Origin of the sequence: Microbacterium sp. OR16, assembly GCF_047306725.1 — a bacterium.
In the GTDB taxonomy this organism is placed as follows: Bacteria; Actinomycetota; Actinomycetes; order Actinomycetales; family Microbacteriaceae; genus Microbacterium.
Map to the genome: position 1 here is coordinate 750,999 of NZ_JAZEXK010000001.1, position 20,457 is coordinate 771,455.

Below are 20,457 nucleotides of genomic sequence, written 5' to 3' on the forward strand. Positions count from 1 at the left end.
GCGCGGCCGGGGTCCTCCCCGACCGCGCGGCGGGATCACACCGTGGCGACGGCGCGCTCGCGCGCCTCGTGCACCTTGGCATCGTGCGCGACGATCTCGGGCTCCTTCTCGCGGAACAGCGAGTAGAGAGGCGCAGCGACGAAGAGCGTCGAGTAGGTGGCCACGATGATGCCGACGAAGATCGACAGCGAGATGTCGGTGAGGGTCTCGGCGCCGAACCACAGCGACCCGATGAACAGGATCGCACCGACCGGCAGAGCGGCGACGACCGAGGTGTTGATCGAGCGGATCAGCGTCTGGTTCACCGCCAGGTTCACCGACTCCCCGAACGTGCGCGTCGTCTGATTGACGTCTTCCGTCGTGTTCTCGCGGATCTTGTCGAACACGACCGTGGTGTCGTACAGCGAGTACGCGAGGATCGTGAGGAAGCCGATCACCGCCGCGGGCGAGATCTCGAACCCGGCGAGGGCGTACACGCCCACCGTGATGAGCAGCACGTCGAGCAGACCGATGATGGCGGCCGCCGACATCTTCCACGTGCGGAAGTAGATCGCGAGGATGAGGAAGGTCAGCGCGAGGAAGATCGCCAGGCCCCACAGCGACTGACGGGTGACGTTCTCACCCCAGGCCGGTCCGATGAACGAGTCGGTGATCTCATCGGCCTTCACGTCGTACGCGTCAGCGAGCGCCGCTTTGACCTCCTGCGTCTCGTTCGGCGTCATCTGGTCGGTCTGCACGCGCACGTCGCGGTTGTTGACCGTGACGACCTTGGCGGCCGCGTTCGGGACGACCGAGCGCACGGCGTCGGTCGCCAGCGCCTGATCTGTCGACGCGGGCGCCGACACGACGAACTGCGATCCGCCGGTGAACTCGATCGAGAACTGCACGGGGCGCACGAGCGGCACGAGGGCCGAGCCGACGACCAGCAGGATTGCGATGACGAACCACAGGCGCCGCTTCCCGACGAACGGGAACGAGGTCTTGCCCGAGTAGAGGTTGTTGCCGAACTCATTCATGGAGAACATCAGGCGTCGGAGTCCTTTCCGGCATCCTTGGATCCCGCGAGAGCCTCAGCGCGCTTGCGCTCGGCGATGGTCTGCCGTCTCTCGGCCTCGCCGCGTGCGCCCTTGTTGCGCGCGGCGCGCCCCGACGAGCCGGTGCGCACGTCACGGAACTGCGCGCGACCGCGGTAGACCGCGCCGAGGGCATCCGGGTCGAGGCCCGACAGCTTGTGCCCCCCGCCGAAGAAGCGGGTCCGCGCGAGCAGCTGCATGACCGGATGGGTGAAGATCACGAAGATGAACACGTCGATGAGCGTCGTGAGCCCCAGGGTGAACGCGAAGCCCTTCACCGTCGCGTCGGCCAGCAAGTACAGCACGACGGCGGCGAGGACGTTGATGGACTTCGAGATGTAGATGGTGCGCTTCGCGCGCCCCCAGCCGTCTTCGACGGCGGCGACGATCGACTTCCCGTCTCGCAGCTCATCACGGATGCGCTCGAAGTACACGATGAACGAGTCCGCCGTGAATCCGATCGACACGATCAGACCCGCGACTCCCGCGAGCGAGAGCCGGAAGCCCATCCGCCAGGCGAGGATGGCGATGACGATGTAGGTCAGAACCCCCATCACGCCGATGGATGCCATGATCACCCAGCCGAGAGCGCGATAGGTGATCAACGAGTAGAGCGCCACGAGCCCCAGGCCGATGAGGCCGGTGATCAGGCCGATCTCGAGCTGCTGCGAGCCGAGGGTGGCCGAGATGGTGTCGGAGCTCTCGACGGTGAAGCTCAGCGGCAGCGCGCCGTAGCGCAGCTGGTCGGCGAGGGCCTTCGCGCTCTCCTGCGTGAAGTTGCCGGAGATGCTCGGCTTGCCGTTGAGGATGACCGCCTGCATGGTCGGCGCGGAGAGCACCTTGCCGTCGAGCACGAACGCGAACTGGTCGCGCGGCGACTGCTGCGCAAGACGGTTGGCGTTCAGGCGCTGGCTGACCTTGCCGAAGGTCTCGGTGCCTTTGGCGTCGAAGACCAGGTTGACCGTCCAGCGGCCGCTCTGCTGCTCGCGTCCGGCGGTGGCGTCGTCGATCACGGTGCCGTCGAGCTCGACGGGTCCGAGAAGATACTTGGCGCTGCCGTTCTCCTCGCAGGCGATCAGCGGCTCGTCCTCGGGAGCGTTGGAGGCGACTTCGGCAGAGCAGTCGTATGCCTGCAGCTCAGCCATTCGCCGGTCGGTCGCCCAGTTCGGGTCGGATGCATCGGTCGGCTCCGCCGTAGGCGTCGCGTTCACCGAGTCGTCCGGGGTCGGATAAGGCGTCTCCTGCCCGTCCTCGCCGACGAACGAGGTCGCGGGGTCGGTCGCGAGGATCACCGGACGCAGCTCGAGCTTCGCGCTGGCCTGGATCCGATCGCGCGTCGCCTGGTCGGCGGCGCCGGGGATCTGGACGACGATGTTGCGGCCGCCCTCGGTCGTGATGTCCGCCTCGGCCACGCCGGACGCGTCGACGCGCTGGCGGATGATCGCAGCGGCCTGGTTGAGCTGGTCCTCGGTGGGGGCGGCACCATCGGGCGACTCGGCGCCGAGGATGATCTGCGTGCCACCCTGCAGGTCGAGGGCGAGCTCCGGGGCCCAGGAGCTGGCCGGCTCACCGGCATCCGTCTTGAAGACGTAGACGCCGAGCGCGTTGATGCCGAACAGCACCGCGGTGACGATGAGCAGGCCGAGGAGGACTCGCCACGCGTGGCGAGTCGGGGATGATGATGCCACTGAGTTCCGCTTTCGAGTGAGGTGCCGGAGCCTGAGCGTCAGTTCTCGTCGTTGCGCTCGAGGCGCGCCTTGGTCTCTTCCGGGGTCTCGACCTTGATCGACTCGATGTCGTCGGTGCGCTCCCGGGCGGGCGCCGCGTCGACGTCCGTCGCCGGCGCGTCGACGATGACGTCGCTCTCGGGGGCGTCGACGATCACGTCACCCTCGGGCGTCTCCTCGACGAGACGGAGGATGGCCTGGCTGTGCACCTCGATGACCACGCCGGGGGCGATCTCGATCTGAGCCGGCTTGTCGAGGTCGACCGGGTCGTACGAGACGACGGTGCCGTACAGGCCGCCCTGCAGCAGCACCTTGACGCCGGGAACCGTCTTGGTGGCCTTCTCCTCCTGCTGCTCCTTCATCTGCTTCTGACGCTTGCGGGTGTTCACGAACATGAACACGAGCATCACGCCGAGAAGACCGAAGAGGATGATTTCCATGGGGATGGGCCTTTCGAAGAGCGCACGCCGATGAGCGCACAAGGGGTTCAGGGAAGCTTCAGCGATTATAGGTCATCGAACAATGCCACGCCGTCGGGGTGGCTGATGCCGAGATGCCGGTACGCCTCCGGCATCGCGATGCGTCCACGCGGTGTGCGACCGAGGAATCCGATGCGCACCAGGTACGGCTCGACGACGCTCTCGACGGTCTCCGCCTCCTCGCCGACCGCGACGGCGAGAGTGCTCAGGCCCACCGGTCCGCCGCGGAAACGGCGCACCAGCGCGTCGAGCACGGCGCGGTCGAGCCGGTCGAGGCCGATGGCATCGACGTCGTACAGGTCGAGGGCCGCCCGCACATCGGAGACGGATGCCGCGGAACCGCCGCCGTGCACCAGCGCGTAGTCGCGCACGCGACGCAGCAGCCGGTTCGCGATGCGGGGCGTTCCGCGGGATCGCCGCGCGATCTCGCTGAGCGAGTCGTCGGGCAGCCGCACCCCGAGCACGTTCGCCGAACGCGCGATCACGCGCTCCAGATCGTCGTCGTCGTAGAACTCCAGATGCCCGGTGAAGCCGAAGCGGTCGCGCAGCGGATTGGGCAGCAGACCAGAGCGGGTCGTCGCCCCGACGAGGGTGAAGGGGGCGAGGTCCAGAGGGATGCTGGTGGCGCCGGCGCCCTTGCCGACCATGATGTCGATGCGGAAATCCTCCATCGCCAGGTACAGCATCTCCTCCGCGGAGCGCGCCATGCGGTGGATCTCGTCGATGAACAGCACCTCGCCCGGCGTGAGACTCGACAGCAGGGCTGCGAGATCGCCGGCGTGCTGAATGGCCGGGCCGCTCGACAGGCGCAGCGGGCGGCCGCTCTCGTGGGCGACGATCATCGCGAGGGTGGTCTTGCCGAGCCCCGGCGGGCCCGCGAGCAGGATGTGGTCGGCCGGGCGCTCCTGGATTCGCGCGGCTTCGAGCAGCAGCTGCAGCTGACCGCGCACCTTCGGCTGCCCGACGAACTCGTCGAGGCTGCTCGGACGCAGCGCGCCCTCGATCGCGAGCTCCGTGTCGTCGAGCGCCTCGCCTGCGTCGCGCGCGTCGTCAGCCACGCTTGGCCCCAGGGCCCATGGCGGCGAGCGTGCGACGCAGCAGCGCCGGAACCGACTCGCGCTCTGCGTCGGTGGCATCCTCCGCCGACTGTGCGGCGGATTCGGCGGCGACCTTCTCCGACCAGCCCAGTCCGACCAGTGCCGCGGCGACCTGCTCGACGGTGGCGGTCGCGGGTGCGCCGGCGGGGGCCGATGCCACGCGCGGCTGGACCTTGCCGGCCAGCTGCACGACGATGAGCTTCGCGGTCTTGGGCCCGATGCCCGAGACCCGCCGGAACGGGGCGTCGTCTTCAGCAGTCACGGCCTCGGCGATCTGGTCGACGGTGAGGTGGGACAGCACGCCCAGCCCAGACTTCGGCCCGACGCCGGTGACGCTGAGCAGCTGACCGAAGATCTCGAGCTCGTCTCGGTCGCTGAAGCCGAAGAGGGTCAGTGCGTCTTCGCGCACGATCAGGCTGGTGTGCAGCTGAAGCTGATCCCCGATCACCGCGGTGTGCGCCACGTCCGCAGGCACGAAGACCGAGAAACCGACTCCGCCCGTCTCGATGACGACATGGGTCGATTCGGCGTGCAGCACGGTGCCGCGCAGAGACGAGATCATGCGGTCAGCCTATCGAGCAGGTCGTACATCCGTTCGACCGACACGGGCACGCGGCGGCATCGAGCGTCCGCGGGTTCCGCGCTCGGCGTCGACCCACGCCTGCTGCGCGGGAGTGAGCCCTCGGCCCGCAGCCGCCACCGCGGCGCCCCCGCGCCATGCATGACACAGGGCGATGGCGAGGGCGTCAGCGGCATCGGCCGGCTGCGGCGGGGCATCCAGCCGCAGGATCCGCGCGATCATCGACTGCACCTGGCGCTTGTCGGCCGAGCCGTAGCCGGTGACTGCGGCCTTCACCTCGCTGGGGGTGTGGGTCGCGGCGGGCAGACCCGCCTCCGCGGCGATGAGCAGGGCGACGCCGGATGCCTGGGCCGTGGCCATCACCGTCTGGACGTTGTGCTGGGCGAAGACCCGCTCGACGGCTACCGCCTCGGGCCGGTGCTCATCGATCACGGCGCGGATGCCTGCGGCCACGGCGGCCAGCCGCGTCGACAGATCGGCGTCGACGGGAGTGCGCACCACCCCGACGTGCACGAGCGAAGCCCGGCGCGATCGGTCGACGTCGACGATGCCGATGCCGCACCGGGTGAGGCCGGGATCGATGCCGAGGACGCGCAGGGAGCTCACTCCCCCAGGCTAGGAGTACGCGGAAGGCCCCGAGCGCAGGCGCGCCCGGGGCCTTCGGCCTGGGTCTCTGACCCTGTCGAAGGATTACTCCTCGTCGTCGTTCTCGAGCTCGGCCTGCACCTCAGGGGTCAGGTCGAAGTTCGCGAACACGTTCTGCACGTCATCGCTGTCTTCGAGCGCGTCGATGAGGCGGAAGACCTTCCGTGCCGTGTCGGCATCGATCTCGACCTTGAGGTTGGGAACGAACTCGACGTCAGCGGAGTCGTAGTCGATGCCTGCCTCCTGCAGACCGGTGCGCACCGCGACCAGGTCGGTCGCCTCGGCGATCACCTGGAAGCCCTCGGCGTGGGGCTCGACCTCCTCGGCGCCCGCCTCGAGCGCCGCCAACATGACGTCGTCCTCGGTGGTTCCCTCTCCGCCTACCACGATGACGCCCTTGCGGGTGAAGTTGTAGGCGACCGATCCGGGATCGGCGAGCGTTCCGCCGTTGCGCGTGAGAGCCGTGCGCACCTCGGCGGCAGCACGGTTCTTGTTGTCGGTCAGACACTCGATCATCAGGGCGACGCCGTTGGGTCCGTAGCCCTCGTACATGATCGAGGTGTACTCGACGGCCTCACCGCCGATGCCGGCGCCGCGCTTGACCGCACGGTCGATGTTGTCTTTCGGGACAGACATCTTCTTCGCCTTGAGCACGGCGTCGAAGAGCGTCGGGTTGCCCGCCTGGTCGGCTCCGCCGAGCTTCGCGGCGACCTCGATGTTCTTGATGAGCTTCGCCCAAGACTTGGCACGACGCGCGTCGATGACGGCCTTCTTGTGCTTGGTCGTGGCCCACTTGGAATGCCCGGACATATGTCTCCGCTCGTCGTCTGCGCCCGGAGTCGCCTCCAGGGCGTCGTCCATTCTATCGAACCCGTGCCCTTCGGTCAGCGTGCGCCGCGGTGGCATGGTGCGCTCCCACGACGCGGCCGCACGGTCGGCGGCACCTGCCGGGTGCGTCAGAGCGCCAGGCTCGTGTCGCCCGACCGACGCCGGTGCGCCGCGATGGTCGCGGATTCGGGCAGCGTGACCGGCTCGTCCATCGCCTGATCCGCCGTCCATCGCGTCCAGTCCTCGCCGAGCGGCCACGACCCTTCCGCCAGCAGCTCCTCCGCGGCGAGATCGGCGATCCGGCGCACCGCATCGGCCTGCGCTGAGGTGAACCTCCCCTGTGCGACGCTCGCGGCGAGTTCGTCGGCGTCCTTCAGCCAGATGTCCTCGGCTCCCGGATGCTCGGCATCCACCCAGAGGTCCAGCACGAGGTCGCGCGTGAACACCTGCGCGACATCGCCTCCGAGCCGTCGGTGCGGCAGCTCGAGGTTGATGTAGGTGCCGGCGGGCGCCCCGTCGGGGGTGCGGAAGAACCACACCGACCACGGCCGTCCGGTCGGGGCTGCGCGCAGCAGCCCGGGGCCCGTCCACGCCGACTCCCGGATCCGCCACGGCGAGCGGAACCGCTCTTCGAGCGGCACGTCTCTCACGTGCTCCCCCGCGACGGGCACCGGATCGAGGCGCGCCGATCCGGTCGGGATCCACGTGACCAGACCACGCGGATCATCCCGCACGACACGGGCCGCCTCGATGGTGCGACCGTATCTCCACAGAATGATCTGACCGGGTGCGAAGCGCGGGGCGGTCTCGTCGGCGGACGGCACAGCAGACAGCAGAGCGTCATCCGCGTGCGCTCCGTCGTGCAGCGGATGCTCGAGAAGGCCGATCGCGTCGTCGAGAGAGCCCCCTCGAGCGGCGAGCGTCGTCCAGGCGAGCCCCCTGCGGCCGACGAGTTCGACCGTGCCGCCGCTCGCGCTGACGCTGGTGCTTCCGAGCGGCAGTCTCATCCCGTCACGCTATCAAGGCGACGTCCGGTGACCTGGCTACGCGGGTCGTCGCGTGTCAGGCCCGCGCCGCGACGTGGTTCAGGAAGCGCTCATGAAACCGCGTCTCGCCCGAGATCTCGGGGTGGAAGCTGATTCCCAGCAGGTTCCCCTGCTCGACGGCGACGACGGTGCCGTCGTCGAGTGACGCCAGCACGGTGGCATCCGGTCCCACCGTCTCGACGACCGGCCCGCGGATGAAGGCCGCGTGCACCGGCTCGGCCCCCAGTGCCGGCACTCGGACCGACCCCTCGAACGAGTCGACCTGCCGCCCGAAGGCGTTGCGCCGCACCGTCACATCGAGGCCGCCGAAGGTCTGCTGTCCGTCGATCGCATCGACCAGTCGATCAGCCAGCATGATCAGTCCCGCGCAGGTGCCGAGCACCGGCATGCCCTCGCGGATCGCCGTACGGATCGGGTCGGCGAGGCCGAACATGCGGGCGAGCTTGTCGATGACGCTCGACTCGCCGCCGGGGATCACGAGTCCGGCGACGGAGGCGAACTCCGCGGGTCGGCGCACCCGCACCACGTCCGCGCCGAGGCGCTCGAGCAGGGCGGCGTGCTCGCGCACGTCGCCCTGCAGTGCGAGCACCCCGACGCGAGGCATCGTCACCAGCCGCGCTCGGCGAGGCGGTGCGGTGCCGGAAGGTCGGAGACGTTGATGCCGACCATGGCCTCGCCGAGGCCGCGCGACGCCTCGGCGATCACCTTCGGGTCGTCGTAGAACGCGGTGGCCTTCACGATCGCCTTCGCGCGGGCGACGGGGTCACCCGACTTGAAGATGCCCGATCCGACGAACACGCCGTCAGCGCCCAGCTGCATCATCATGGCGGCGTCCGCCGGAGTGGCGACGCCGCCCGCGACGAAGAGCACGACCGGCAGCTGACCGGTCTCAGCGATCTCGGCGACCAGCTCGTAGGGTGCCTGCAGCTCCTTCGCGGCGACGTACAGCTCGTCCTTTGACAGCGCGCCCAGCGCGGCGATCTCACCGCGGATCTTGCGGATGTGCTTCATCGCCTCGGAGACGTCGCCGGTGCCCGCCTCGCCCTTCGAGCGGATCATCGCCGCCCCCTCGGTGATCCGGCGCAGCGCTTCGCCGAGGTGAGTGGCACCGCAGACGAACGGCACGGTGAACGGCCACTTGTCGATGTGGTTCACGTAGTCGGCGGGAGAGAGCACCTCGGACTCGTCGATGTAGTCGACGCCGAGCTCCTGCAGCACCTGCGCCTCGACGAAGTGGCCGATGCGCGCCTTCGCCATGACGGGGATCGAGACGGCGTCGATGATGCTGTCGATCATGTCGGGATCGCTCATCCGCGACACGCCACCCTGCGCCCGGATGTCGGCGGGCACCCGCTCGAGCGCCATGACGGCGACGGCCCCGGCGTCTTCGGCGATCTTCGCCTGCTCGGCGGTGACCACGTCCATGATGACCCCGCCCTTCAGCATCTCGGCGAGACCGCGCTTGACGCGCTGCGATCCGGTGGTGGGGGTCTGGTCGGTGGCTGCCATGATCACTCCTTGTTGTGACAATCCGCACTTTGGCCTATGCCAAACGATAGCACCATAGAATCGGGACGATGGACGCGATGATCACCGGCACCTCGGCGGCCGAGATAGCCGACAGCGTGCGCGCTCTGCGCGAGCGCGGCACGCTGCGGGCGGGCGATCCCCTGCCGCCGGTGCGCGAACTGGCGACAACCCTGGGGGTGAACCGCAACACCGCCGTGTCCGCCTACCGCCAGCTCGCGCAGGCCGGGCTCGTCGTCTCGCGCGGTCGCGCGGGCACCGTGATCGCCGGCGGCGCGCCCGTCGCTCAGGAGGGCGTGGCCGACACGGTGCTGCGCGACGTGGCATCCGGAAACCCTGATCCCGCGCTCATCCCGGATCCCACCCCCGCGCTGGGACGCATCGTCGGCCGCCCCGTGCTGTACGGCGAGCCCGTGATCGACGCCGGTCTCGAGCAGTGGACGCGGGAGTGGATGCTGGCCGACCTGCCCCGCGACGACCTGCATGTCGTCGTCACCAGCGGCGCCGTCGACGCTGTCGAACGGCTGCTCGCCCAGGCGCTCACGCGCGATGACGCTGTGGCGCTGGAGGACCCGTGCTTCCTCTCCAGCATCCACACCGTGCGTCTCGGCGGCTATCGCGCCGTGCCGGTCGCCGTCGACGATCAGGGCATGACGGTCGACGGGCTGCGGGCTGCTCTCGACGCCGGCGTGCGCGCGGTGATCAGCACGCCCCGCGCGCAGAATCCGACCGGGGTGAGCCTCTCCCCCGAACGCGCTGCGGCCCTGCGCGAGGTGCTCGCCGATCATCCCTACGTGCTGATCATCGAAGACGACCACTTCTCGCTGCTCTCACCGCACCCGTACGCCTCGCTGATCTCGACGACGCATCGTCGGTACGCGCTCATCCGCTCGGTGTCGAAGTTCCTCGGGCCAGACATGTGCCTCGCCCTCGCCGGCACGGATCCCACCACCGCCGAACGACTCGCGATGCGTCTCAGCCCCGGCACGACCTGGGTGAGTCACCTCCTCCAGCGGCTCGCGCACGCCCAGCTCACCGACGACGGCGTCCGAGCGCAGATCGCCGGCGCCGCCGAGCACTACGCCGACCGCAACGCCTCCTTCGCCGCGGCGCTCGAGGCGCGCGGCATCCCGACTGTGTCGACCGACGGGCTCAGCCTGTGGGTGCAGCTCGAGACGACAGCGCGCGCGGCCGCCGAGAGCCTGATGCGCCGCGGCTGGCTCGCCCGCCCCGGCGACGAGTTCCTGCTCGACGAGACGGCAGGTCCGTCGCGGCACCTGCGCCTCACCGTGCACGATCTGTCGGATGCCGAGGCGGCCCGCCTCGTCGACGATCTCACCGCGGCGGCAGTGAGAGGATGACAGGATGAAGATCCTCTCGATCCAGTCGGCCGTCGCGCACGGCCACGTCGGAAACTCCGCCGCCGTCTTCCCGCTGCAGCGACTCGGCGTCGACGTGCTGCCGGTGTACACGGTGAACTTCTCGAACCACACCGGCTACGGAGCGTGGCGCGGACCGATGATCGATCCGTCCGACGTGCGCGAGGTCGTCACCGGCATCGAGGAGCGCGGCGTATTCGGTCAGATCGACGCGGTGCTCAGCGGCTATCAGGGCGGCGAGGGCATCGCGGACGTCATCATCGACGCCGTCGCCAGGGTGAAGGCAGCCAATCCGGATGCCGTGTACGCCTGCGACCCCGTGATGGGAAACGCGAAGTCGGGATGCTTCGTCGCGCCGGCGATCCCCGTGCTGCTGCGTGACAGGGTCGTGCCGGTCGCCGACATCATCACGCCGAACCAGTTCGAGCTGGGCTTCCTCACCGGCACCGAGCCGTCGGACCTCGAGTCAACGCTCGCGTCGGTCGACGCCGCGATGGCGATGGGGCCGTCGACCGTGCTCGTGACCTCCGTCGAGCGGCCCGACCGCGAGCAGGGCACGATCGAGATGCTCGTCGCCGACGCCACCGGAGCGTGGCTGGTCGCCACCCCGCATCTGCCGATGAAGGCCAACGGCTCCGGCGATGTGACCGCGGCGCTGTTCACCGCGCATTACACGTCTACCGGCGACGCGAAGCTCGCTCTGGAGCGCACGGTGTCGAGCGTGTTCGACCTGCTGCAGAACACGCTCGACTCGGGAGACCGGGAGCTGCGTCTCGTCGAGTCGCAGGAGGCCTACGCCAACCCGCGCATGCAGTTCACCGCACGCCAGGTGCGCTGACGCTCGGCAGGCTCAACGCCTGAGCGGGCTCAGCGCCTCGGCGGGCTCAGTGCGGCCAGGCGTTCGCGACGGCCTCGCGGATCTCGTCGAGCAGCTGCGGCAGCGCTTTCGTCTTCGCGATGATCGGGAAGAAGTTGGCGTCGGTCGCCCACCGAGGCACGATGTGCTGGTGCAGGTGGGCGGCGACGCCCGCCCCGGCGACCTCCCCCTGGTTCATGCCCAGATTGAACCCGTCGCAGCGCGAGACCTCGCGCAGCACCCGCATGCCGGTCTGCGTGAGCGCACCGATCTCGGCGACCTCTTCGGCGGTGGCCTGGTCGTATGTGCCGATGTGACGGTACGGGCAGACGAGCAGGTGACCCGAGTTGTACGGGAACAGGTTCAGCACGACGAACGCGGTCTCGCCGCGAGCGACGATCAGCCGCTCCTCGTCCGGATGCTTCGGCGCCTCACAGAACGGGCACTCGTCGCGCAGCGGCTGGGGCCCCGCCTGGATGTAGGCCATCCGGTGCGGAGTCCATAGCCGCTGGAACTCATCGGGCACCCCGACCAGCCGGCTGCCGTCTTCGGGATCGGTCACACCAGATCCTCAGAGGTCATCACGCGCGCGTGGCCGGCGATCGCCGAGCGGATGCGCGACACGGCATCCGCGATCGGCACGCCGTTCTCCTGCGTTCCGTCGCGGAAGCGGAACGAGACCGTGCCTGCGGCGCGGTCCTGCTCACCCGCGATGAGGATCACGGGCACCTTCGCCGTGGTGTGGTTGCGGATCTTCTTCTGCATGCGGTCGTCGGAGTGGTCGACGTCGGCGCGCACGCCGGCATCGCGAAGCTGACCGATCACGCCGTCCAGGTACTCGGCGTACTGGTCGGCGACGGGCACGCCCATCACCTGCACAGGAGCCAGCCACAGCGGGAAGTCTCCGGCGTAGTGCTCGAGCAGGATGGCGAAGAACCGCTCGACGGAGCCGAGCAGTGCGCGGTGGATCATCACCGGCCGGTGCTTCTGCCCATCGGGACCGGTGTACTCGAGCTCGAACCGCTCGGGCTGATTGAAGTCGAGCTGGATGGTCGACATCTGCCAGGTGCGCCCGATCGCATCGCGCGCCTGCACCGAGATCTTCGGGCCGTAGAACGCCGCTCCCCCGGGGTCGGCGACGAGCTCGAGGCCCGACTCGAGGGCGACCTCGCGCAGGGTGTCGATCGCGGTCGTCCACTGCTCGGGCTCACCGAGGAACTTGTCGTTGCCCTCTTCGTTCGTCGACAGCTCGAGGTAGAAGTCGTTCAGACCGTAGTCACGCAGCAGGGTGAGCACGAGGTTCAGATTGGTCGCGAGCTCGTCGCGCACCTGGTCCTGCCTGACGTAGATGTGCGCGTCGTCCTGCGTGAGCCCTCGCACGCGGGTGAGGCCCGAGAGCGTGCCGCTCTTCTCGTAGCGGTACACGGTGCCGAACTCCGCCATGCGCAGCGGGAGCTCGCGATAGCTGCGCCCGCGCGAACGGAAGATCAGGTTGTGGAACGGGCAGTTCATCGGCTTCAGGTAGTAGTCCTGGCCCTGCCGGGTGATGTTCCCCTCTTCGTCGCGCGCCTCGTCCAGATGCATCGGGGGGAACATGCCGTCGGCGTAGGTCTGCAGGTGACCGGAGGTCATGAACAGATCCTTCTTGGTGATGTGCGGACTGTTCACCACCTCGTAGCCGTTGCGCAGCAGGTGTCGACGCAGGTTCTCCTCGATCTCGTAGCGGATGATGCCGCCCTTGGGGTGGAACACCGCGAGCCCCGAGCCGATCTCATCGGGGAATGAGAACAGGTCCATCTCGACACCGAGCTTGCGGTGATCGCGGCGCTCGGCCTCGGCCAGACGCTCCTGATATGCGCGCAGCTCGTCCTTCGACGGCCAGGCCGTGCCGTAGATGCGTTGCAGCTGCGGGTTCTTCTCACTGCCGCGCCAGTACGCGGCGGCGACGCGAGTGAGGTCCCAGCCGTTGCCGACCATGCGCGTGCTGGGCACGTGCGGACCGCGGCAGAGATCCTTCCAGGCGACCTCGCCGTCTCTGGTGACGTTGTCGTAGATCGTCAGCTCGCCTGCGCCGATCTCGGCCGATGCCCCCTCAGCCGCGTCAGCGCCCGAACCGGGGCCACCGGCGAGGTCGATGAGCTCGAGCTTGAACGGCTCATCGGCCATCTCGGCCCGGGCCTCGTCCTCGGTGACGACGCGGCGGGTGAAGCGCTGCCCTTCGCGGATGATGCGCTGCATCTCCTTCGAGATGGCCTTGAGGTCCTCCGGGGTGAAGGGCTCGTCGACGCCGAAGTCGTAGTAGAAGCCGTCGGTGATGGGCGGGCCGATCCCGAGGTTCGACTGCGGGCGGATGCGCTGCACAGCCTGGGCCAGGACGTGCGCGGTGGAGTGGCGCAGAATGGCGAGCCCGTCAGGGCTGTCGACGGTGACCGGCTCGACGACGTCGTCGTCTGCGACGGTGCTGGCGAGATCCTTCAGCTCGCCGTTCACACGCATGGCGATGACGGCACGATCGGTGAAGAGGGCGAAGCCGTCGCGCTGGTCGGCACGGGGCTGGGCGATGTCTGACACGGGTTTCTCCAGATAGACGATGGAAGTGGACGACTCAGCTGCAGGCGCGAACGCGCCCTGCCCGCTCAGGCGTCCGTAGTTCGCGCGACGACACCGGTGACAGAGGTCACGAGAGCGGTCGACGCGGATTCCATGTGCTGAAGTCTACGCCGCCGGCTCCCGGCGGCCCGCATCCGGGGGCGTGCAGACACAGGAAAGCCCCGGTGCGAGAGCGCCCGCTCTGCGCACCGGGGCCGGGCGTCGATCGTTTACCCGTTGACGATCGACGCGGGGTCGGAGGTCACACGCTCGTGTTACGACCCGAGACCGCCCTGATGAGCCACGCGATGACCGCGAGCGCAAGAAGGACCAGTCCGACCCACAGCAGGAAGTTCAGGGACTGCACGAGCCCACCCGTGATCGCCAGGATGATCGCGATCACCGCGATGATGATGAGAAGAGGATTCATGACCGCTCCTTTCCGTTCTGGAGCTCACTCGAGCTCCGATACGACGACAGTACGGCGATGGCTCGCCGTGGTCGTAGGGGGTTGACTCCCCGACTCGAACCGTGCGACGCGTGCCGTCGGCGTGCCGACGTCTGAGAAGCTGTGCGCATGAGCTCCCCCTCGATCGTGTGGTTCCGCGACGACCTCCGCCTCGCCGACAATCCCGCACTGCGGGCGGCGATCGACCGCGGTGAGCCGATCATCGCCGTGTACGTCCTCGACGAGGAGTCGCCCGGGCTCCGGATGCTCGGTGGCGCCGCGCGCTGGTGGCTGCACCACTCTCTCGTGTCGCTGCGCGAGCGGATCGAGGAGTGCGGGGGTTCGCTCGTGCTGCGCCGTGGCGCCGCTGCCCGCGTCATCGCCGAGCTGGTGACGCAGACGGGCGCCCGTGCGGTGTTCTGGAACCGCCGGTACGGCGGTGCGCAGCGGGAGATCGACACGCAGATCAAGACGGATCTCCGCGAGGAAGGCGTCGAGGTGCGCTCGTTCGCCGCATCCCTCCTCTTCGAACCGTGGACGGTGCGCACCGGGAGCGGCACGCACTTCTCCGTGTTCACCCCGTTCTGGCGCGCCTGCCTCGCCCTCCCCGCGCCGCGCGCTCCCCTACCGGAGCCACACGAGCTCGAAGGGCCGTCGCGCGCGCCGGCATCCGATGATCTCGACGACTGGTCGCTGCTGCCCACCGCACCGGACTGGGCCGGCGGTCTGCGGGAGATGTGGGAGCCGGGCGAGCCGGCAGCGCGCGCACGACTGCGCGAGTTCCTCCGCGACGACCTGGCGCAGTACGACACCGCCCGCGACGAGCCGGCGGCCGGGGTCACGTCGCTGCTGTCGCCCCGGCTGCGGTGGGGCGAGCTGAGCCCGTTCACCGTCTGGCACGCGGCGACCGCGCACGAGGGCTCAGGACGATTCCTCTCCGAGATCGGCTGGCGGGAGTTCGCGTGGCACACGCTCTTCCACTTCCCGCAGCTCGCCACCCGCAACCTCCGCGCCGAGTTCGACGCGTTCCCCTGGCCCCGCCTCAAGCCGACCCGTCTGGCCGCATGGCAGCGCGGCGAGACGGGCATCCCTCTGGTGGATGCCGGGATGCGCGAGCTCTGGCACACCGGCTTCATGCACAACCGGATCCGGATGGTGACGGCGTCGTTCCTGATCAAGAACCTGCTCGTCGACTGGCGACGCGGGGAGGAGTGGTTCTGGGACACCCTGGTCGACGCCGACGACGCCTCCAACCCGTTCAACTGGCAGTGGGTCGCCGGTTCCGGCGCCGATGCCGCACCGTACTTCCGCGTGTTCAACCCCGAGCTGCAGGCGAAGAAGTTCGACCGCGACGGCCTGTACGTCAGCCAGTGGGCTCGGGATGCCCCGGCGGAGCCCATCGTCGATCTCGGCGAGACACGCAAGGCCGCACTCGACGCGTACGAGCAGATGCGCCGGTCGCGCTGACCCGCGCGCTGTCGAGGACGCTAGAGCAGATCGGCCGGCAGGTCATCGAACCCACCCGCCTGCACGATGTCGAGCACTTCGAGGCGCGGCGGCAGCACGGCGATCCGCACGCGACTGTGCGGTGAGAGCAGGACGGAGACCTCCGCCCCCTCGGCGGTGCGGAAATCCACGAACCGACTGTGGGCGGCGGCTTCCTCGATGCGCACCTTCAGATCACCGATGTCCTCGTCGTGCCCAAGGGGCATGCTGTCGTCGTCGTCGTTCACGATGATCGCGTGCTGCATCTGCCCTGTGGTCATGCCTGCGACCGTAATCACGCTGGCCGACTTGCAGGAGGGGGTTGCGCTCGGCGCATCCGCCAGCAACATTCACGATGTGCGCGCGGGCCCGGAAGACGAGAAAACCCCCGGACTCGTCCGGGGGTCTCTGTCTGTGCGCGATACTGGGATCGAACCAGTGACCTCTTCCGTGTCAGGGAAGCGCGCTACCGCTGCGCCAATCGCGCCTAGAAGGCTGTTCAGTTGTCAGAGAGGTGGCGACGGGATTCGAACCCGTGTAAACGGCTTTGCAGGCCGGTGCCTAGCCTCTCGGCCACGCCACCGCGAGGTGGATTCGAACCCACATGCCGAAACCCCCTGAAGGGGGCTCCTGCACTCGAGCGGATGACGAGACTCGAACTCGCGACCCTCACCTTGGCAAGGTGATGCGCTACCAACTGCGCTACATCCGCATATTCTGTTTTCGTTTCCGGCGTCCCGGGCACTTGAAATACATTAGCCCAGGATCAGCGCATCACCAAACCGCTCCACGCCGCCGGGCGTGTCTTCACCCGCCCCTCGAGCCGCCACGCCCGGCCGGCCGCACGGTGTCAGGACGCAAGCGCGGATCGGGTATGCTTTCTGACTGTGCCACCGTGCACGACACAACTCCACAGGGGCGATTGGCGCAGTTGGTAGCGCGCTTCCTTCACACGGAAGAGGTCGTCGGTTCGAGTCCGGCATCGCCCACCAGCCCGAGGCCCCCGTCAGTGATCTGCCGGGGGCCTCGTTGTCTGTGACGGGCGCATCGGGGCACGCCCCGTAGCACAGACGGACGCGAATCGCGCCCCCGTTCACACATCCGCGCGCGGCGATCAGGCTGAACGCATGCTTCACCGGATCGCAGACGACGCCCCCCTTCTTCTCGTGCACGGCTACGACCTCGGCGCCCGCATCTGGTCACGAGTGCGTGACGGTGCGCGCGGCGCCCCGATGCGGCTGCTCGGCCATCGCGCGGTGTTCGTGCGCGGCGCGGAGGGCGTGAGCCTGTTCTACGACGAGACCCGCGTCGCCCGGCACGGCGCCATGCCGCGCTTCGTCCAAGAGACCCTGTTCGGGCACGGATCGGTGCACAGCCTCGACGGCGCGGATCACCGTCATCGCAAGGCCACCTTCGTCGACGTCGCCTACGAGGACGAGCAGGTGCGTCGCCTGGAGCCGGAGCTCGAGCGCGAGTGGCAGGGCGAGCTCGACCAGTGGATCGCGGGCGGCGACCGCACGGCGTACGACGCCGCCGTCGGGGCCTTCGGTCGCGCCGGCATGCGGTGGGCGGGCCTTCCCGGCTCCGACGACGCGCGCACCAGATGGGCGGGGCGGCTCGCGCAGATCGTCGACGGCTTCGGCCGCCCCCTCTCCCCCGCCTTCGCCGAGGCGCTGTTCAACCGCCTCTGGTCCGACCGACGTGCGGCGCGACTCATCCGCGATGTGCGCGCCGGCACCCTCACCCCGCCCGAGGGGACGGCGCTGCACGAGTGGGCGTGGCATCGCGGAGCGGATGGAAGGCTTCTCCCCGAGCGGCTGGCCGGGGTGGAGCTGCAGAACAGCATCCGTCCGCTCATCGCCGTCGCACGCTTCGTCGCCTACGCGGCGAAGCAGCTCCTCGAGAACCCCGACTGGCGCCTGCGCATCCATGCCGAGACGGCGCGCAGCGGGCGACTCGTGGGCGGGCAGCTCGCTGTGGCGTTCGCCCAGGAGATCCGCCGGACGTCGCCGTTCGTTCCGATGCTGCCGGGGCGGGCGATCACCGACATCGACTTCGACGGGCAGCACGTTCCGGCGGGTGGGCGCGTCGTCATCGACATCCTCGGCACGAACGTCGACGACGCATCGTGGGACGATGCGAGCGAGTTCCAGCCGCAGCGTTTCACCCACCGCCCCGATTACGAGGCGATCCCGGCGTTCATCCCGCACGGTGGCGCCGACGTCGCCACGGGCCACCGCTGCCCGGGCGAGAAGCTCGCGATCGCCGGCCTCTCCGCCGCCATCGCCGCTCTCAGCGACCCACGCCTGCGGATCGATCACGAGGGCCTCGACGTCGATCGACGCCGGCTGCCCACGATGCCGGCATCCGGCGGCTGCGTGCACGCGGCGGCCGCGCAGCGCGCAGACACCGACCGAGACGACGACCGAGACCACGAGCACGAGCACGAAGACGAGCACGACGAGCAGAGGAGCATCTCATGAAGGCACTGACCTGGCACGGCAAGCGCGACGTCCGCATCGAGCAGGTGCCCGACCCGGGCATCCTCGAGCCGACCGACGCGATCATCCGCGTCACCTCCACGGCGATCTGCGGTTCCGATCTGCATCTCTACGAGCTGCTCGGCCCGTTCATCGACCGGGGAGACATCCTCGGCCACGAGACGATGGGCGAGGTCGTCGAGGTCGGTTCCGCGATCGAGAATCTGACCCCCGGCGACCGCGTCGTCATCCCGTTCAACATCTCGTGCGGCACGTGCTGGTTCTGCCGGCGGGGTCTGCAGTCGCAGTGCGAGACGACCCAGGTGCGCGAGTACGGCAGCGGCGCCGCCCTGTTCGGGTACACGAAGCTGTACGGGCAGGTGCCAGGTGGGCAGGCGGAGTACCTGCGCGTGCCGCTGGCGGACTACAACCACGTGAAGGTCGGCGGCGCCCTGCCCGACGATCGCTACCTGTTCCTCAGCGACATCCTGCCCACGGCATGGCAGGGGGTCGAGTACGCCCACATCCCCGCCGACGGCACCGTCGTCGTGCTCGGGCTCGGTCCGGTCGGCCAGTTCGCCGCCCGTATCGCCCGCTTCCGCGGGCACCGCGTGCTGGCCGTAGACCCTGTTCCCGAGCGCCGCGCCATGGCCGCCCGGCACGACATCGAGGTGTTCGACCTCGACGACGACACCGTCGCGCATCTTCGCGACCTGACGGCCGGCCGCGGCGCCGACTCGGTGATCGACGCGGTCGGGCTCGAAGCGCACGGCAGTCCGGCGACCTCCCTCGTGCAGCAGGCGGTGGGGCTGCTGCCCGATCCGCTGTCGCGACCCATGCTCGAGCACGCCGGCGTCGACCGGCTCGCCGCGCTGCACGCCGCCATCGACCTGGTGCGTCGCGGCGGCACGGTCTCGCTGAGCGGTGTGTATGCGGGCGACGCCGACATCCTGCCGATGAAGACGATGTTCGACAAGCAGATCGCTATGCGGATGGGCCAGTGCAACGTCAAGCGCTGGACCGATGAGATCCTGCCCCTCGTGGAGGACGACACCGATCCGCTCGGCGTGATGGACCTCGTCACCCACCGGGCTCCCCTCGACGACGCACCCGATCTGTACCGCACGTTCCAGCGCAAGGAGGACGGCTGCATCAAGGTCGTGCTGAGCCCTGGCGCCACACAGCCGGCGCACGCGCCCGCCGGCGACGGCGCCCTATGATCGGCTTCACCGGCACGCGAACGCTGCCGCGGGCAGAACGGTGGCGCACATGAACGACTCACGCATCGTCGTATCCGGTGCGAGCGGTCTGATCGGCGGGGCGCTCACGCGGTCGCTTCGCGGGGACGGCGTGCGCGTCGTGCACCTGGTTCGGCGTCCCGCCCGCAACGGCGACGAGATCGAGTGGCTCACCGGCGGCCGGCTCGACCCCGACGCGCTCGCGGGCGCTGCCGCCGTCGTGAACCTCAACGGCGCCAGCATCGGCCGGCTGCCCTGGGGCGCCGGCTACCGGCGCACGCTGCGCGAGTCGCGACTGCGGCCCACCTCGGTTCTCGCTGACGCTCTGCTCTTCCTGAAGGCCGATGCCCCGCCCCTGCTGTCGGCGTCGGCGGTGGGATATTACGGCGATCAGCCCGGCATCCGTCTGGACGAGAGTGCGGCATCCGGTGAGACCTTCCTCGCCGGCCTCTGCGTCGAGTGGGAGCGGGAGGCGATGCGGGCTGCCGCAGCGACGCGCGTCGCGCTGCTGCGCACCGCGCCGATCCTGCATCCGGATGCCGTGCTGAAGCCGATGATCACCCTCACCCGCCTCGGGCTCGGCGGCCCGCTCGGATCAGGGCGGCAGGTGTGGCCCTGGATCTCCCTGGAAGACGAGGTTCGAGCGATCCGGCACATCATCGACTCCGACCTGCACGGTCCGGTCAACCTCACCGGACCGCATCGGGCGACCGCGGGCGGGATCGGTCGCACCCTGGCTTCCCTGCTGCATCGGCCGTACCTCATCCCGGCGCCCGCCTGGGCGCTGCGTCTGGGTCTCGGACGCGCCGCCGCAGACTCCCTGCTGCTGGCCGACGCAGATGCCGTGCCCGAGGCGCTGACCCGCGGCGGGTTCGCATTCCGGCATCCCACCGCGCCGGAGGCTCTCGCCGCCGCGCTCGACTGAGCGACCACCAGCGTCGACGACGGGCACCGGCATCGGGCGGGCACCGGCGCCGGGA

General features: G+C 69.3%; 20 protein-coding genes and 4 tRNA genes. 7 read left to right on the top strand and 17 right to left on the bottom strand.

The genetic code is table 11. From position 1 onward, the window contains the following. Positions 1-35: 35 nt before the first annotated feature. The 10 genes from secF to pdxS all read right to left on the bottom strand — a co-directional run bounded on the left by secF (position 36) and on the right by pdxS (position 8,984). Positions 36-1,025 carry a protein translocase subunit SecF gene (secF, locus tag V2S05_RS03660; RefSeq protein WP_413633941.1) on the bottom strand — a complete coding sequence of 330 codons (990 nt, stop codon included), beginning with the start codon at positions 1,023-1,025 and terminating at the stop codon, positions 36-38. After that, positions 1,025-2,761, bottom strand: a complete 1,737-nt coding sequence (gene secD / locus V2S05_RS03665; protein ID WP_413633942.1) for a protein translocase subunit SecD — start codon at positions 2,759-2,761, stop codon at positions 1,025-1,027. Before secD ends, secF begins: the two co-directional genes overlap by 1 nt. Before the next feature lie 38 nt (positions 2,762-2,799). Further along, positions 2,800-3,240 (bottom strand): preprotein translocase subunit YajC, encoded by a 441-nt coding sequence (locus V2S05_RS03670; protein WP_413633943.1) that lies wholly within the window; start codon positions 3,238-3,240, stop codon positions 2,800-2,802. Positions 3,241-3,305: 65 nt separating this feature from the next. Continuing rightward, positions 3,306-4,337: a Holliday junction branch migration DNA helicase RuvB gene (ruvB, locus tag V2S05_RS03675; RefSeq protein ID WP_413633945.1), complete on the bottom strand. Its 1,032-nt coding sequence runs from the start codon at positions 4,335-4,337 to the stop codon at positions 3,306-3,308. Beyond that, entirely contained in the window at positions 4,330-4,938 is a 609-nt protein-coding gene (gene ruvA / locus V2S05_RS03680; protein WP_413633947.1) for a Holliday junction branch migration protein RuvA, read from the bottom strand. Before ruvA ends, ruvB begins: the two co-directional genes overlap by 8 nt. Positions 4,939-4,947: 9 nt before the next feature. Beyond that, complete coding sequence (gene ruvC, locus V2S05_RS03685; protein ID WP_413633949.1) at positions 4,948-5,562, bottom strand: crossover junction endodeoxyribonuclease RuvC; 615 nt, start codon at positions 5,560-5,562, stop codon at positions 4,948-4,950. 84 nt (positions 5,563-5,646) lie between these two features. Continuing rightward, a complete protein-coding gene (locus V2S05_RS03690; RefSeq protein WP_413633950.1) occupies positions 5,647-6,411 on the bottom strand; it encodes a YebC/PmpR family DNA-binding transcriptional regulator in 765 nt (254 codons plus the stop codon). Between the two features lie 146 nt (positions 6,412-6,557). Beyond that, positions 6,558-7,436: a DUF402 domain-containing protein gene (locus V2S05_RS03695; protein WP_413633951.1), complete on the bottom strand. Its 879-nt coding sequence runs from the start codon at positions 7,434-7,436 to the stop codon at positions 6,558-6,560. Positions 7,437-7,491: 55 nt separating this feature from the next. Further along, a complete protein-coding gene (pdxT, locus tag V2S05_RS03700) occupies positions 7,492-8,079 on the bottom strand; it encodes a pyridoxal 5'-phosphate synthase glutaminase subunit PdxT (RefSeq protein ID WP_413635224.1) in 588 nt (195 codons plus the stop codon). A gap of 2 nt (positions 8,080-8,081) precedes the next feature. Then, a complete protein-coding gene (pdxS, locus tag V2S05_RS03705; RefSeq protein ID WP_413633952.1) occupies positions 8,082-8,984 on the bottom strand; it encodes a pyridoxal 5'-phosphate synthase lyase subunit PdxS in 903 nt (300 codons plus the stop codon). A gap of 68 nt (positions 8,985-9,052) precedes the next feature. Here pdxS and V2S05_RS03710 point away from each other — a divergent pair, with 68 nt between their 5' ends. Both V2S05_RS03710 and pdxY read left to right on the top strand, forming a co-directional pair. Beyond that, entirely contained in the window at positions 9,053-10,363 is a 1,311-nt protein-coding gene (locus V2S05_RS03710; RefSeq protein ID WP_413633953.1) for an aminotransferase class I/II-fold pyridoxal phosphate-dependent enzyme, read from the top strand. 4 nt (positions 10,364-10,367) lie between these two features. Continuing rightward, positions 10,368-11,219: a pyridoxal kinase PdxY gene (pdxY, locus tag V2S05_RS03715; RefSeq protein ID WP_413633954.1), complete on the top strand. Its 852-nt coding sequence runs from the start codon at positions 10,368-10,370 to the stop codon at positions 11,217-11,219. 46 nt (positions 11,220-11,265) lie between these two features. Here pdxY and V2S05_RS03720 read toward each other — a convergent pair whose 3' ends face one another. From V2S05_RS03720 to V2S05_RS03730, 3 genes are all read right to left on the bottom strand, one after another. Beyond that, positions 11,266-11,799 (bottom strand): HIT family protein, encoded by a 534-nt coding sequence (locus V2S05_RS03720; RefSeq protein ID WP_413633956.1) that lies wholly within the window; start codon positions 11,797-11,799, stop codon positions 11,266-11,268. Then, positions 11,796-13,733 (bottom strand): threonine--tRNA ligase, encoded by a 1,938-nt coding sequence (thrS, locus tag V2S05_RS03725; protein WP_413635225.1) that lies wholly within the window; start codon positions 13,731-13,733, stop codon positions 11,796-11,798. Before thrS ends, V2S05_RS03720 begins: the two co-directional genes overlap by 4 nt. 355 nt (positions 13,734-14,088) lie before the next feature. Continuing rightward, the gene (locus V2S05_RS03730) at positions 14,089-14,256 is read right to left on the bottom strand and encodes a hypothetical protein (protein ID WP_177243763.1); all 168 of its coding nucleotides are present in this window, start codon (positions 14,254-14,256) and stop codon (positions 14,089-14,091) included. A gap of 147 nt (positions 14,257-14,403) precedes the next feature. Here V2S05_RS03730 and V2S05_RS03735 point away from each other — a divergent pair, with 147 nt between their 5' ends. Further along, positions 14,404-15,741: a cryptochrome/photolyase family protein gene (locus V2S05_RS03735; RefSeq protein WP_413633958.1), complete on the top strand. Its 1,338-nt coding sequence runs from the start codon at positions 14,404-14,406 to the stop codon at positions 15,739-15,741. A gap of 20 nt (positions 15,742-15,761) precedes the next feature. Here V2S05_RS03735 and V2S05_RS03740 read toward each other — a convergent pair whose 3' ends face one another. The 4 genes from V2S05_RS03740 to V2S05_RS03755 all read right to left on the bottom strand — a co-directional run bounded on the left by V2S05_RS03740 (position 15,762) and on the right by V2S05_RS03755 (position 16,471). Then, complete coding sequence (locus V2S05_RS03740) at positions 15,762-16,040, bottom strand: hypothetical protein (protein ID WP_413633960.1); 279 nt, start codon at positions 16,038-16,040, stop codon at positions 15,762-15,764. Between the two features lie 134 nt (positions 16,041-16,174). Beyond that, positions 16,175-16,246, bottom strand: a tRNA-Val gene (locus V2S05_RS03745). 25 nt (positions 16,247-16,271) lie between these two features. Next, a tRNA-Cys gene (locus V2S05_RS03750) sits at positions 16,272-16,342 on the bottom strand. 56 nt (positions 16,343-16,398) lie between these two features. After that, positions 16,399-16,471: transfer RNA gene (locus V2S05_RS03755), tRNA-Gly, on the bottom strand. A 204-nt stretch (positions 16,472-16,675) separates the two neighbouring features. On the opposite strand from V2S05_RS03755, the gene V2S05_RS03760 reads away from it, so the two are divergent. From V2S05_RS03760 to V2S05_RS03775, 4 genes are all read left to right on the top strand, one after another. After that, a tRNA-Val gene (locus V2S05_RS03760) sits at positions 16,676-16,751 on the top strand. Between the two features lie 135 nt (positions 16,752-16,886). Further along, positions 16,887-18,242, top strand: coding sequence for a cytochrome P450 (locus V2S05_RS03765; RefSeq protein WP_413633962.1), 1,356 nt, complete (start codon positions 16,887-16,889; stop codon positions 18,240-18,242). Beyond that, on the top strand, positions 18,239-19,459 hold the full coding sequence (locus V2S05_RS03770; protein ID WP_413633964.1) for a zinc-dependent alcohol dehydrogenase: 1,221 nt from the start codon (positions 18,239-18,241) through the stop codon (positions 19,457-19,459). The genes V2S05_RS03765 and V2S05_RS03770 overlap by 4 nt, the downstream gene beginning before the upstream one ends. Before the next feature lie 49 nt (positions 19,460-19,508). Next, positions 19,509-20,402 (top strand): TIGR01777 family oxidoreductase, encoded by an 894-nt coding sequence (locus V2S05_RS03775; RefSeq protein ID WP_413633965.1) that lies wholly within the window; start codon positions 19,509-19,511, stop codon positions 20,400-20,402. Positions 20,403-20,457: the final 55 nt, after the last annotated feature.

Excerpts from the sequence above, each read along its gene's own strand:
- secF (WP_413633941.1), bottom strand. The coding sequence starts at position 1,025 with ATGTTCTCCATGAATGAGTTCGGCAACAACCTCTACTCGGGCAAGACC.
- V2S05_RS03670 (WP_413633943.1), bottom strand. The coding sequence starts at position 3,240 with ATGGAAATCATCCTCTTCGGTCTTCTCGGCGTGATGCTCGTGTTCATG.
- ruvA (WP_413633947.1), bottom strand. The coding sequence starts at position 4,938 with ATGATCTCGTCTCTGCGCGGCACCGTGCTGCACGCCGAATCGACCCAT.
- V2S05_RS03690 (WP_413633950.1), bottom strand. The coding sequence starts at position 6,411 with ATGTCCGGGCATTCCAAGTGGGCCACGACCAAGCACAAGAAGGCCGTC.
- V2S05_RS03695 (WP_413633951.1), bottom strand. The coding sequence starts at position 7,436 with ATGAGACTGCCGCTCGGAAGCACCAGCGTCAGCGCGAGCGGCGGCACG.
- pdxT (WP_413635224.1), bottom strand. The coding sequence starts at position 8,079 with ATGCCTCGCGTCGGGGTGCTCGCACTGCAGGGCGACGTGCGCGAGCAC.
- pdxS (WP_413633952.1), bottom strand. The coding sequence starts at position 8,984 with ATGGCAGCCACCGACCAGACCCCCACCACCGGATCGCAGCGCGTCAAG.
- V2S05_RS03710 (WP_413633953.1), top strand. The coding sequence starts at position 9,053 with ATGGACGCGATGATCACCGGCACCTCGGCGGCCGAGATAGCCGACAGC.
- pdxY (WP_413633954.1), top strand. The coding sequence starts at position 10,368 with ATGAAGATCCTCTCGATCCAGTCGGCCGTCGCGCACGGCCACGTCGGA.
- thrS (WP_413635225.1), bottom strand. The coding sequence starts at position 13,733 with ATGCGTGTGAACGGCGAGCTGAAGGATCTCGCCAGCACCGTCGCAGAC.
- V2S05_RS03730 (WP_177243763.1), bottom strand. The coding sequence starts at position 14,256 with ATGAATCCTCTTCTCATCATCATCGCGGTGATCGCGATCATCCTGGCG.
- V2S05_RS03735 (WP_413633958.1), top strand. The coding sequence starts at position 14,404 with ATGAGCTCCCCCTCGATCGTGTGGTTCCGCGACGACCTCCGCCTCGCC.
- V2S05_RS03740 (WP_413633960.1), bottom strand. The coding sequence starts at position 16,040 with ATGACCACAGGGCAGATGCAGCACGCGATCATCGTGAACGACGACGAC.
- V2S05_RS03765 (WP_413633962.1), top strand. The coding sequence starts at position 16,887 with ATGCTTCACCGGATCGCAGACGACGCCCCCCTTCTTCTCGTGCACGGC.
- V2S05_RS03770 (WP_413633964.1), top strand. The coding sequence starts at position 18,239 with ATGAAGGCACTGACCTGGCACGGCAAGCGCGACGTCCGCATCGAGCAG.
- V2S05_RS03775 (WP_413633965.1), top strand. The coding sequence starts at position 19,509 with ATGAACGACTCACGCATCGTCGTATCCGGTGCGAGCGGTCTGATCGGC.